The organism is Streptomyces sp. NPDC001880 (assembly GCF_053594575.1).
The window spans coordinates 1-11944 of the sequence record NZ_JBSFET010000003.1 but is presented as its reverse complement, the minus strand read 5'-3'; the positions used below and the strand labels follow the sequence as shown (position 1 = coordinate 11944).

General features: G+C 71.2%; 11 protein-coding genes, 1 tRNA gene and 1 pseudogene. 3 read left to right on the top strand and 10 right to left on the bottom strand.

The annotated features are described in order from the left end of the window. Positions 1 to 44: 44 nt before the first annotated feature. The 8 genes from ACWCQ6_RS02690 to ACWCQ6_RS02655 all read right to left on the bottom strand — a co-directional run bounded on the left by ACWCQ6_RS02690 (position 45) and on the right by ACWCQ6_RS02655 (position 6421). Entirely contained in the window at positions 45 to 833 is a 789-nt protein-coding gene (locus tag ACWCQ6_RS02690) for an LPXTG cell wall anchor domain-containing protein (RefSeq protein ID WP_451084962.1), read from the bottom strand. A gap of 208 nt (positions 834 to 1041) precedes the next feature. Beyond that, positions 1042 to 1512: a hypothetical protein gene (locus tag ACWCQ6_RS02685; RefSeq protein ID WP_451084961.1), complete on the bottom strand. Its 471-nt coding sequence runs from the start codon at positions 1510 to 1512 to the stop codon at positions 1042 to 1044. Between the two features lie 166 nt (positions 1513 to 1678). Further along, the gene (gene pth, locus ACWCQ6_RS02680; protein WP_451084960.1) at positions 1679 to 2272 is read right to left on the bottom strand and encodes an aminoacyl-tRNA hydrolase; all 594 of its coding nucleotides are present in this window, start codon (positions 2270 to 2272) and stop codon (positions 1679 to 1681) included. Between the two features lie 140 nt (positions 2273 to 2412). Continuing rightward, on the bottom strand, positions 2413 to 3000 hold the full coding sequence (locus ACWCQ6_RS02675) for a 50S ribosomal protein L25/general stress protein Ctc (protein WP_451084959.1): 588 nt from the start codon (positions 2998 to 3000) through the stop codon (positions 2413 to 2415). A gap of 183 nt (positions 3001 to 3183) precedes the next feature. Next, positions 3184 to 4158: a ribose-phosphate diphosphokinase gene (locus ACWCQ6_RS02670; protein WP_451084958.1), complete on the bottom strand. Its 975-nt coding sequence runs from the start codon at positions 4156 to 4158 to the stop codon at positions 3184 to 3186. 120 nt (positions 4159 to 4278) lie between these two features. Then, on the bottom strand, positions 4279 to 5727 hold the full coding sequence (glmU, locus tag ACWCQ6_RS02665; RefSeq protein ID WP_451084957.1) for a bifunctional UDP-N-acetylglucosamine diphosphorylase/glucosamine-1-phosphate N-acetyltransferase GlmU: 1449 nt from the start codon (positions 5725 to 5727) through the stop codon (positions 4279 to 4281). 109 nt (positions 5728 to 5836) lie between these two features. After that, a tRNA-Gln gene (locus ACWCQ6_RS02660) sits at positions 5837 to 5907 on the bottom strand. Between the two features lie 28 nt (positions 5908 to 5935). Beyond that, positions 5936 to 6421 carry a hypothetical protein gene (locus ACWCQ6_RS02655; protein WP_451084956.1) on the bottom strand — a complete coding sequence of 162 codons (486 nt, stop codon included), beginning with the start codon at positions 6419 to 6421 and terminating at the stop codon, positions 5936 to 5938. A 155-nt stretch (positions 6422 to 6576) separates the two neighbouring features. Here ACWCQ6_RS02655 and ACWCQ6_RS02650 point away from each other — a divergent pair, with 155 nt between their 5' ends. Then, entirely contained in the window at positions 6577 to 7893 is a 1317-nt protein-coding gene (locus ACWCQ6_RS02650; RefSeq protein ID WP_451084955.1) for a sensor histidine kinase, read from the top strand. A gap of 277 nt (positions 7894 to 8170) precedes the next feature. On the opposite strand, the gene ACWCQ6_RS02645 is transcribed toward ACWCQ6_RS02650, so the two are convergent. Continuing rightward, entirely contained in the window at positions 8171 to 8704 is a 534-nt protein-coding gene (locus tag ACWCQ6_RS02645) for an SUKH-3 domain-containing protein (RefSeq protein ID WP_451084954.1), read from the bottom strand. Between the two features lie 10 nt (positions 8705 to 8714). Next, positions 8715 to 9239 (bottom strand): YwqJ-related putative deaminase, encoded by a 525-nt coding sequence (locus tag ACWCQ6_RS02640; RefSeq protein ID WP_451084953.1) that lies wholly within the window; start codon positions 9237 to 9239, stop codon positions 8715 to 8717. A 313-nt stretch (positions 9240 to 9552) separates the two neighbouring features. Between ACWCQ6_RS02640 and ACWCQ6_RS02635 the strand changes: the two genes are divergently transcribed. Together ACWCQ6_RS02635 and ACWCQ6_RS02630 are read left to right on the top strand one after the other, a co-directional pair. Continuing rightward, positions 9553 to 10530, top strand: a complete 978-nt coding sequence (locus ACWCQ6_RS02635) for an SMI1/KNR4 family protein (RefSeq protein WP_451084952.1) — start codon at positions 9553 to 9555, stop codon at positions 10528 to 10530. A 5-nt stretch (positions 10531 to 10535) separates the two neighbouring features. Continuing rightward, a pseudogene (locus ACWCQ6_RS02630) lies at positions 10536 to 11944 on the top strand (SUKH-4 family immunity protein); the annotation flags it as partial.

Sequence of the window (11944 nt, the reverse complement as noted above, 5' to 3'; positions counted from 1 at the left end):
CCCCCACCGGACGCATCCGGTGGGGGCACTTCGCTGCCTGGACGTCAGTGCTGCTGGGCCTTGCGGCGGCGCATCACCAGGAAGCCGCCGACCGCGGCGAGCGCCACGGCGACTGCCGCCATTGCGCCGACCGGGGCACTGCTTCCGGTCTCGGCGAGGTTGCCGGACGCGCCGTCCTGGGTGGCCGGAGCACCGGCCGGGCTGCTTTCCGAGGGGGCCGGAGCACCGGCCGGGCTGCTTTCCGAGGGGGCCGGGGTGCCGGACGGCTGCTCGCCGCCGGGAGTGGACGGGCCGGTGGACGGCGTGGCTGTGGGCTTCTCACCGGGCTTGGTGGGCTCGGTGGGCTTTTCGCCTGGCTTCGCGGGCTCTTCGCCGGGCTCGGTGGGCTTCTCACCGGGCTCGGTGGGCTTTTCGCCGGGCTTGCCCGGCTCGCAGTCGGTCTTGAAGACCTTGTGCTTGGCCTTGCCGTTCTCGCCCTCGAAGTTCCAGAACAGCTTGTACTGGCCGTCGGGCAGGGTCATGTCCGTGGTACGGCCGTGGCCGGAACCATCGAGCGTGAAGGCGCCCGTCTTGACCGTCTCGCCCTTGTCCAGATCGTTGTTGGCCCAGGCCTCGATGTGCCACTGGACCTTCTGTGTGGCGTCGAAACCGAAGGCGTCGAGGTAGAAGGAGCAGACCTTCGGCTCGTTCCTGCGAAGCTCCTCGCCGGTCTTGGCGTCATGGATCTTCACCGTGCCGTTGTCGCCCTTGGGCGCAGCGGAGGCGGAAGGTGCCAGCAGCAGCGAAGCGGTCACCGCGGTGACCAGGGCGCCGGCGGGTATGAAAGTGCGCATGGGCAGTCCAACGTGAGAGGTGAGGGATGCCGTGGGGGGTCGGCTCAGCTTCTTGTGGCTGCTTCGGCCAGTCAAGGTTGATGTGTTCATATCTGCCCGACTGTGCGCCGATCTGTCCCAATGGCTTTGGGTAACGATCGGGCGAACATGCGGCGCCGGCACGGGAGTACGTGCCCCGGGGCGGCCCGGGAGCCGCTCGGGGTGCGGCTCAGAGGGCGAAGAACGTCGCCACGAGCAGGGTCGTACCCGCGAGTCCCGTGCACCAGCCGGTCCGCGACAGCCGCAGACCGCCACCGATCACCAGGCCGGCCAGCAGCAGCGCACCGCCCAGCGGCACCCAGGCATGCAGAAAACCGGCTGTCCCGGTACGCACCACGTCGTCCGTGCCCGGCTTCACCACCACGGGGAACCGGTCACCCCTGCGTGCCGCGACGGACCTGTCGATCGTCACCCGGGACCGCGCGGCCGCCTGCCCCGACGGCGAGAACGGACCGGTGCAGACATCGGCGCCGCACCCCGTCACGGTCATCGTGCCGTGCTCACGGCCCTTGGCCAGAATGATGTGATGCGCCTCGGTCCAGGACGACTGCACACCCGCCACCAGCAGCAACAGGACGACACAGCCCATGGCGGCGTTGCGGGCGTAGACCAGGGCGCGGTGGGAGGAGCTCCGCTTCATGGGGAGCGATCCTTGGGCAGACCGGCACCGCCGGTCAACTCATGGCCGAAAATCGCCGGGGTACTGGCAGGAATGCCGGAGATGCATGCGCCGCCGCGCGAACGAGACCGCTAGGACGCGAACGAGGCCGCTAGGAGTTGTACGTGCCACCGCGCGAAGGCGACCGCTAGGAGTTGTACGCGCTCTGCGCGCGCTCCAGGCCCTCCGCCAGCAGGCATTCCACCGAGTCCGCCGCCCGGTCCACCAGGTACGCGAGTTCCTTGCGCTCGGTGGACGAGAAGTCCTTCAGCACGAAGTCCGCGACCTGCATCCGCCCCGGCGGCCGCCCGATCCCGAACCGGACCCGGTGATAGTCCGAACCCATCGCCTTGGTCATGGACTTCAGCCCGTTGTGCCCGTTGTCGCCGCCGCCCAGCTTCAGCCGCAGCGTCCCGTAGTCGATGTCCAGCTCGTCGTGGATCGCCACGATGTGGTCGGTCGGCACCTTGTAGAAGTCGCGCAGCGCCGTGACGGGGCCGCCGGAGAGGTTCATGTACGACATCGGCTTGGCCAGGATCACCCGCCGGTTCGCCGGTCCGGGCGGGCCCATGCGGCCCTCCACGACCTGCGCCTGCGCCTTCTGCGCCCGCTTGAACTTCCCGCCGATCCGCTCGGCCAGGAGGTCGGCCACCATGAAGCCGACGTTGTGCCGGTTCGCCGCGTACTCGGGACCGGGATTGCCGAGGCCCACGATGAGCCAGGGGTCGGTGGTGTCTGACATCTGGGCGGTCTCCTCGCGTGCGACGGCTGGTTGCGCTGATCACAGGGCGCTGATCACAGGGCGCTGATTAAAGGAAAACGGGGCGGCGGGTCCTCGTACAAGGAACCGCCGCCCCGTCAGTCAAGCAGTGCGGGCGGGGCTCAGGCCTCCGCGCCCTCGCCCTCGGCGGCCTCGGCGGCCGGCTCCTCGGCCTGGGCGGCGACGACCTGGAGCACGATGGCGTCCTCGTCACCGGCCAGCATGGCGCCCTTCGGCAGCGCGATGTCCTTGGCGAGAACGGACGCACCGGCGTCCAGGCCCGCGATGGAGACCGTGACCGACTCCGGGATGTGGGTGGCCTCGGCCTCGACGAGCAGGGTGTTCTGCACGTACTCCAGGAGGTTGCCGCCCGGGGCCAGGTCGCCCTCGACGTGCACGGCGATCTCGACGTTGACCTTCTCGCCGCGCTTGACGGTCAGCAGGTCGACGTGCTCGATGTCGCCCTTGAGCGGGTTGCGCTGCACGGCCTTCGGGATGACCAGGGCGTCCTTGCCGTCGATCTCCAGGCTGATCAGGACGTTCGCGGTCTTGAGCGCCATCATCAGGTCGTGGCCCGGCAGGGTGACGTGGACCGGCTCGGCACCGTGGCCGTAGACGACCGCGGGAACCTGGTGGGCGCGGCGGGTGCGACGGGCGGCGCCCTTGCCGAACTCGGTACGGACCTGGGCGGCGAGCTTGACCTCAGCCATGACTGCACTCCTCGTAAGGTGACGAAAAACGGACGGTCACCCGGCCCACGACAGGCCTGCTACGAAGAGCGCGTCGATAACGGACCGCCGTACACATGAGTACGGCCTCCCTCGCCGAGCAACTCGCTGAGTCTACCCGCCGGGGAGGCCGCCCCCCAAAGTGGATCTTCGGGACCGCTGTTCCTACTGCTCCTCGAAGAGGCTGGTCACCGAGCCGTCCTCGAAGACTTCGCGCACCGCACGCGCGATCGTCGGCGCGATCGACAGCACCTTGATCTTGTCGAGCTCCAGCTCGCCCGGGGTCGGCAGGGTGTCCGTGAACACGAACTCGCTGACCTTGGAGTTCTTCAGCCGGTCCGCGGCCGGGCCGGAGAGCACACCGTGCGTCGCCGTCACTATGACGTCCTCGGCTCCGTGCGCGAACAGGGCGTCGGCGGCGGCGCAGATGGTGCCGCCGGTGTCGATCATGTCGTCGACCAGGACACAGACCCGGCCCTTCACGTTGCCGACGACCTCGTGGACCGTCACCTGATTGGCGACGTCCTTGTCACGGCGCTTGTGCACGATGGCCAGCGGGGCGTCCAGACGGTCGCACCAGCGGTCGGCGACGCGCACCCGGCCGGCGTCCGGGGAGACGATCGTCAGCTTCGTGCGGTCGACCTTGGCGCCGACGTAGTCGGCCAGGATCGGCAGCGCGAAGAGGTGGTCCACCGGGCCGTCGAAGAAGCCCTGGATCTGGTCCGTGTGCAGGTCGACGGTGAGGATGCGGTCGGCACCCGCCGTCTTCATCAGGTCGGCGATCAGACGGGCCGAGATCGGCTCGCGGCCGCGGTGCTTCTTGTCCTGGCGGGCGTAGCCGTAGAACGGCACGATCACCGTGATGGAGCGGGCCGAGGCGCGCTTCAGCGCGTCCAGCATGATGAGCTGCTCCATGACCCACTTGTTGATCGGAGCGGTGTGGCTCTGGATCAGGAAGCAGTCGGCGCCGCGGGCCGACTCCTGGAAGCGGACGTAGATCTCACCATTGGCGAAATCGAAGGCCTTCGTCGGCACGAGGCCGACACCCAGCTGGTGCGCAACCTCCTCGGCCAGCTCGGGGTGGGCGCGGCCGGAGAAGAGCATCAATTTCTTCTCGCCGGTCGTCTTGATCCCGGTCACAGCACAGTCTCCTCAGACGTGTTCCTGGCGCTGCACGCATGTGTCCCGATGCGTAACGAGCCAGCCGAAATGGGGTGAGCATCTATCACGGTACGCCGTGCGCGGCGTACCTGTTTCCGGTCAGCTTTCGCTGTCGAGCTCCGATGCCGCGGCCTGAGCCGCCTGTGCGGCGCCGCTTCCCGGACGCTTGCGGGCCACCCAACCTTCGATATTCCTTTGCTGGCCGCGGGCGACGGCCAGCGAACCGGGCGGTACGTCCTTGGTGATGACCGAGCCCGCGGCGGTGTACGCGCCGTCCCCGACCGTGACAGGCGCCACAAACATATTGTCCGACCCGGTACGGCAGTGGGAGCCGATCGTGGTGTGGTGCTTGGCCACGCCGTCGTAGTTCACGAAGACGCTGGCGGCGCCGATGTTGGTGTGGTCGCCGATCGTCGCGTCGCCGACGTAGCTCAGGTGCGGGACCTTGGTGCCCTCGCCGATCGTGGCGTTCTTCATCTCCACGTACGTACCGGCCTTGGCCTTCGTGCCGAGCCTGGTGCCGGGCCGCAGATAGGCGTACGGGCCGACCGCCGCGCCCTCGCCGACCTCCGCCCCGTCGGCGACCGTGTTGTCCACGCGCGCCCCCGCACGGACGACGGTGTCCTTGAGTCGGGAGTTGGGGCCGACCTCGGCGTCCTCGGCGAGGTGCGTGGTGCCGAGCAGCTGGGTGCCCGGGTGAACGATCGCGTCCCGCTCGTAGGTGACGGTGGCGTCGATCAGCGTGGACGCCGGGTCCACGACGGTCACACCGGCCAGCATGGCCCGCTCCAGCAGCCGCTCGTTCAGCAGCCGCCGGGCCTCGGCCAGCTGGACCCGGTTGTTGATGCCGAGGATCTCGCGGTGGTCGCCGGCCACCGAGGCGCCGACCCGGTGCCCGGCCTCGCGCAGGATGGAGAGGACGTCGGTGAGGTACTCCTCGCCCTGGCTGTTGTCGGTGCGGACCTTGCCGAGGGCCTCGGCGAGCAGCCGGCCGTCGAAGGCGAAGACGCCGGAGTTGATCTCCCGGATCTCGCGCTGGGCGTCGGTGGCGTCCTTGTGCTCGACGATCTCGGTGACCGCGCCGTCGGCCGGGTCGCGGACGATGCGCCCGTAGCCGGTGGAGTCCGGGACCTCGGCGGTCAGCACGGTGACGGCGTTGGAGTCGGCCGTGTGGGTGGCGGCGAGCGCGACGAGCGTCTCGCCGGAGAGCAGCGGGGTGTCGCCGCAGACGACGATCACGGTGCCGTCGACGGTGCCGCCCAGCTCGTCGAGCCCGACGCGCACCGCGTTGCCGGTGCCCTTCTGCTCGGTCTGGTGGGCGGTCCGCAGCCGGTCGTCGACGGCGGTGAGGTGCGCGGTGACCTGCTCGCTGCCGTGGCCGACGACCACGACGAGGTGCTCGGGGTCCAGCTCGCGGGAGGCGGTGACGACATGTCCGACGAGCGAACGCCCGGAGATCTCGTGCAGGACCTTGGGGGTCTTCGACTTCATGCGGGTGCCTTCACCCGCTGCGAGGACGACGACGGCTGCCGGGCGTTCGGAGCTCACAGAAATGCCCTTCGGCTTCGGGTGGTGGACACCCGAAGGATACCGGGGGGCTGGTGAGCGGACATGGGTGAGGGCCCCGGCCTTGGAGGCCGGGGCCCTTGAGTCTGAGCTCCCCTGCCAGGATTCGAACCCGGACAAATGGCACCAAAAGCCACTGTGCTGCCGTTACACCACAGGGGATGGCAATGTGGCCGAATCGGACAACTCGCTAGCTGACCGAACGTGCGACACCCAACACTATGCCGTACCAAGTGCCTTCCACGCGACGATAAAGATCAGCGCTCTTGGTGACGTAGATGATCAGGCATCCGCGGTAGGTCTCGGCGGTGTTCCTGCGCGTGGTCTTGGGGTTGTGCTTCCGCTCCGCGTCGGTATGGCGAGGTTCTGGCTTTGGAAGATCCCGTACCCACAGCGAGATAGAGCTCTTCGAGCACCCCAGCTCCACCTGGATCTGGTCGTACGTCATGCCCTGGCTGCGCAGCTCTCGCGCCTTCTCCCGGAGGTCGTCCTTGGTGCGCGGGCGTTTCGTCCACTCCGGGGCCGGTTCGCCTTTGATCAGGCGGCCGAGGATGTCGTTGTTGTGGATGTGGAGGCGGTCCCTGATCTGCCGCAGGCTGAGGCCCTCCCGGCGCAAGGTGATGGCCTGCTCGCGCAGGTCTTCGAAGTTGGCGTACTTGCTCGTGATCTCCGTCATGTGACGAGCGTCGTCCGGAATGCGGACGTCCGGTGCGAAAGTCTGCTCGATTCACCATTTCAAGCGATAAGTGGTCGTTCTGACTCTGTTCGGCTGACGTACGTGCTGTCCAGGTCGCCCGAAAATGAGGTGCGGTCGCCCGTAGGGTGGACGGCATGACCGCAATGGGGGCAGACCGGGAAGCAGTGGGAGGGACCACCCGCGGCTACTGGTGGTGGGAGCGGCGGCGCAGTGTCGCCCTGGACGTGGGGCTCGGGCTCCTGTCGGCGCTGGAATGCGCGCTGGAGGGGGTGTCGTTCGCCGGGGACACCGGGTTGCCGGTGCCGGTGGGCGTGCTGTTCGGGCTGCTCGCGGGGTCGGTGCTGGTGCTGCGGCGGCGGTGGCCGATCGCGGTGGTGCTGGTGGCGATCGCGACCACGCCGGCCGAGATGGGCTTCCTGATGGGGCTGGTCGGCCTCTACACGCTGGCCTCCTCCGACGTGCCGCGCAGGATCACCGCGGTGCTCGCGGGGATGTCCTTCGCGGGGATGTTCATCGTCACCTATGTACGGCTGCGGCAGAGCGTCGCGGAGCAGGACGGCTTCGGGCCCGGTGACTGGTACGTACCGCTGATCTCGCTCTTCATGTCGCTGGGGCTCACCGCGCCGCCCGTGCTGTTCGGCCTCTACATCGGGGCCCGGCGGCGGCTGATGGAGAGCCTGCGGGAGCGTGCGGACTCGCTGGAGCGGGAGCTGTCGCTCCTCGCCGACCGGGCGGAGGAGCGGGCGGAGTGGGCGCGTACGGAGGAACGCCACCGGATCGCCCGCGAGATGCACGACGTGGTCGCCCACCGGGTCAGCCTGATGGTCGTGCATGCCGCCGCGCTCCAGGCCGTCGCGCCGAAGGACCCGGCGAAGGCGGTGCGGAACGCGGCGCTGGTCGGTGACATGGGCCGGCAGGCGCTGACGGAGCTGCGGGAGATGCTCGGGGTGCTGCGGGCCGGGGAGTCGGTGACGGCCCGGCCGGCCCAGGTGCCGCTGGCCTCGGTCGGTCGGGCGGCGGCGGCCGCGGCTGCCGCGGCGACGGAGGACGGGCCGCGGCTGCACGAAGTGGAGACCCTGGTGGGGGAGTCCAGGGCGGCGGGGATGACGGTGGAGCTGTCGGTGGACGGCGAGGCCCGCACGTATCCGCCCGAGGTCGAACAGACCGCGTACCGGGTGGTGCAGGAGGCGCTGACGAACGTCCACAAGCACGCGGCGGGTGCGAGAACGTGGGTCCGGCTGGCGCACCGGGAGGCGGAGGTCGCGATGCAGGTGGAGAACGGCCCGTCGGACGCGGCCACGGCGGACGCGGGGCTGCCGAGCGGGGGCAACGGCCTGGTCGGCATGCGGGAGCGGGTGCTGGGGCTCGGCGGGGTCTTCGTCTCGGGGCCGACGGACGCGGGCGGCTTCCGGGTGTCGGCGGTGCTGCCGACCCAGGTGGAGGCGGCCTGAGCCGCGGGGCCGGCGGGGTGTCGTGCGGGTTCGGGGCCTGCCCGGTCCCGGCGGGGTGTCGTGCGGTTCGGGGCTTGCCTGGTCGCGTGTGGTGTCGTGCGGAGCCGGGGCCCGGCCGGTCCTGAGGGGTACCGCAAGGGTTCGGGGCCTGCCCGGTCCCGGCGGGGTGTCGTGCGGTTCGGGGCTTGCCCGGTCGCGTGTGGTGTCGTGCGGAGCCGGGGCCCGGCGGGGCCCGAGGGGTGTCGTGCGGGTTCGGGCCCGGCCGGGCCCCGTGGGCTCAGCCCGGGGTGAGGCGTTCCGGCTGGATGCCGGTGACCAGGGTCGCCAGGGCCTGGTCGATGTCCGGGCCGAGGTACCAGTCGCCGGTGTGGTCGATGCTGTAGACGCGGCCTTCGACGTCGATGGCCAGGACCGCCTGGCCGTCCCCTTCCTCGCCCAGGGGACTGACCTCGGTCTCCAGCGCCCGGCCGAGGTCGCCGAGGGTGCGGGCGAGGTGGAGTCCGCTCAGCGGGTCGATGCGCACCGGGGCGGGTGCGATCTGGCGGCCCGGCGCGGACGCGGTGATGCGGAGTCCGCCGAATTCGGCCCAGGCCTCCACCGCCGCGGGGAAGACCGCGTGCTGGTGGCCTGCGGGCGAGGTGTGCGAGCGCAGTGCGTCGGCCCACTCCTCGGCCTGCCGGATGTCCCAGCGGCCGGGCTGCCAGCCCGCGGCGCGCAGGGCGGCGTCGACGGCGACGGGGAAGCGGGTGGAGGCGAGCCGGTCGCGTTCGGCAGGGCCCGTCTGTTCGGGCAGGTCGGTTCGGTCGCGCATCGGCGTGCGGTCAGCCCTTCTCGGCGGTGGTCGCCGCCCCGGTGGTCGTGAGGTCGACGGGACGTACGCCGAAGTGGGCGAGCATCGGCGCGCAGGAGCGGCACGGCGGCGCGTAGCTGCCGTGCATCGGGTCGCCGTCCTCACGGATGCGCCGTGCGGTGAGCCGCGAGTGCTTGAGGGCGCGCCGGGCCTCGCCGTTGGTCAGCGGCTTGCGCCGGGCGCGCTTGGAGCGGTTCGACTCCGCGGCGGTGAGCTGCCGGGAGAGCAGTATCGCCTCGGGGCAGCGGCCGGTGAAGCGTTCGCGCCGGCTGCTGGGGAGGGTGTCGAGGAAGTCCTGGACGAGCGGGTGCAGCACGGGGGGCTGGTCGCCCTTGCCCGCGGTGCAGGTCAGTGTCTCGCCGCGTACGGACAGCGCCGCCGCGACCGCGGGCAGGATGCCGTCGCGGCGTTGGTGCAGACGGGGTGTGCGGTCGGCGTCGGTGCTGCTCCAGCTGAGGCGCGGATCCCCGGATGTGACTGATTGTGCAGTGTGCATGGTGCTTTCCCTCCCGTGCCCGCAGCGGTAGCTGCGCGATGTGCACGCCCCCGAGTTGCGGTGACAGCCTGCCAAATGTCCCGGCTGGTGGGGAAGCTGGGGCGGTGAAACGTGTCTCCGTGTCGCCGGGGCGCGGCGGCGGCATCGCTTGTCCGTCACGTGGGTGTGACGGTTCGTGACGGATGCGGAGGGGAGGCGTAGGACAGGTCACATGGGCGAGACCCGCCCTTGCGCCACCGCATAGGCTGTGCCCGGACCGTCCCCCTCGGGCAGGCCGGTCCTCACCAGCCAGACGCAGCAGGGGGCAACCGCCATGACGACAGGTCGGCTCGGGCAGCAAGCCGCGCCACCGAACGCGGCCTACGCCGGGCAGCTCGTGCATTTCCCGGACCCGGTCCGGGCGTCCCGCCATCCCGGCGGTGTGCGTATGGACGAGAACGGCAGCCCGGACTTCGCGCCGTACGCGCGCGCCGCCGCCGAGATCGCCGAGCCGCCGCAGGGCTTCGGGGTCGACGAGCTCCGACTCACCGACTACGTCTCGGCCAACGCGGCACTGGCGGCCAGCGGCCACGAGCTGTGGGACACGATTCCGGCGGTCGCCACTCCGCACGGCTGGACGTGGCACCACGTGCCCGGCGGCCGGCGCATGGAGTTGATCCCGGTCGAGGTGAAGGCACTGCTCAGGCACCACGGCGGCCTGGCCACCACGGCGGTCGACCACAACAAGCGGGGCACCCGCCCGTTGCAGGAGACCCGGCCCGCGCACTTCCGGCTGCCGAAGGGCGCCGTGTCGGTGAGCGAGGCACAGGTGCTGAACGTCGAGGAGGACCTCGGCTACCGGCTGCCGGGCGCCTACCGCTCGTTCCTCAAGGCGGCGGGCGGTTCGGCGCCGGTCGGCGCGGCGCTCGACGCGGAGCTGGGGCTGCTGGTCGACCAGCCGTTCTTCACGGTGCGCGAGCAGGCCGCCGCGAACGACCTGGTGTACGTCAACAAGTGCCTGCGCGACCACCTCACCAAGGACTTCCTGGGCGTCGGCTTCGTCCAGGGCGGCCTCATCGCGGTGAAGGTGAAGGGCAACGGTGTCGGCTCGGTCTGGTTCTGCGCCTACGACGACGCCCGGGACCAGGACGGCTGGACCGTGCAGGAGCGGGTGGACCGGCTGCTGCTGCCGTGCGGCAGTGACTTCGACGCCTTCCTGCAGCGTCTGGCGGGCAATCCGCCGGAGCTGGAGACCGTGGCGAACCTGATGGTGGACGGCGGCTTCGCGCGGGCCGTCCCGGTGGAGGGGTGAGCGCGATGGTGACCTTTGCGCAGGCGCAGGAGCGCGCGGACGAGTGGATCAACGGCGACGTGCCCGCGTACCAGCACCGCGAGGTGCGGGTACGGGAGTTCGAGCTGGGCTTCGTGGTGTGGGGCGAGGACCGGGCCGAGGGCCCGGTCTCGGACGGCGGCAAGCAGCGGCTGGTGATCGCCCGGGACAGCGGTGAGGCCACCCTGTGGCCGGGGCTGCCGGTGGGCGAGGTGATCCGGCGGTACGAGGAGGAGTACGGCGCGCAGGCGACGGCCGTGGCCGCTCCGGAGCCGCCGCAGCGCATCGACCTCAATCAGACGTCGTTCCTGTTGAGCCCCCCGGAGTGGCTCCAGGAAGCGGCGGACAAGCTGGGCATCCCGGACCGCCGGGGGGACCGCGACCAGGACCGTAACCGGGACCAGGGCCGTAACGGCGACCAGGACCGGGGCCAGGACCGGGACGCCGCGTCGCCGGATTCGCCCGGTGGGCAGGTCGCGTACGAGCCCACGGCCAACGATGGTGTCCCGGCATCCCCACCGAATGTGCCCGCCGGGTCCACCCCCTGGGCCGGTACGGACACGAACGCGGGTTCCGACGACAAGGCCGTGCCGCTGCCGGCCACGGTGTTCGCGCCGCCGCTCTCGGGTTCCGACGACGACGGCACCCCGCCGCCGATCGTGCCGGCCGATGCGCCGACCGCCCTGATGTCGGGCGGCAGCCAGCTGCCCCGGACCGCGGTCGTGCCGGGTCTGGACCCGCAGGCAGGCCCCCCGGGCGTTCCCCCGGGTGCTCCGGGGCCGGGTGCTCCGGGCCAAGGTGCCTCGGGCCAGGGTGCTCCGGGGCCGGGTGCCGGTGACATCGCCGATGCGACCACCAGCAAGGCCGCCGTGCCGCCGCGTGGTGCGCGTGGTGGCGGTCCGTCGACGCCACCGCCGCCCGGTGCCCCCGGAACCCCGGGCGCCAGGCCGGGGCCGCCCGTGCCGTCGCCGTCGGGTCCGGGCGCGCCCGGCGCCCCGGCGGGCGGGTACCTGCCGACTCAGCTCGCCCCTCAGACGGGTCCGCCCGGTCCGCCCGGTCCGCCCGGTGCTCCTGGTGCCCCGGTGCCTCCGCCTAGCGCTCCTGGTGCGCCTGGTGCTCCGGTGCCTCCGCCTCCGCCGCCGGGTTCGACGCCGCCGCCCGGTGGTGGGATGCACCATGCCGCGACGATGCTGGCCGATCCGAGCATGGGTGGCCCGGGTGGGATTCAGCGGCCCGGTCCGCCCGGTCCGCCCGGTCCGCCTGGTCCGCCCGGTGCGCCGGTGCCTCCGCCTAGCGCTCCGGGTGCGCCTGGTGCTCCGGTGCCTCCGCCTCCGCCGCCGGGTTCGACGCCGCCGCCCGGTGGTGGGATGCACCATGCCGCGACGATGCTGGCCGA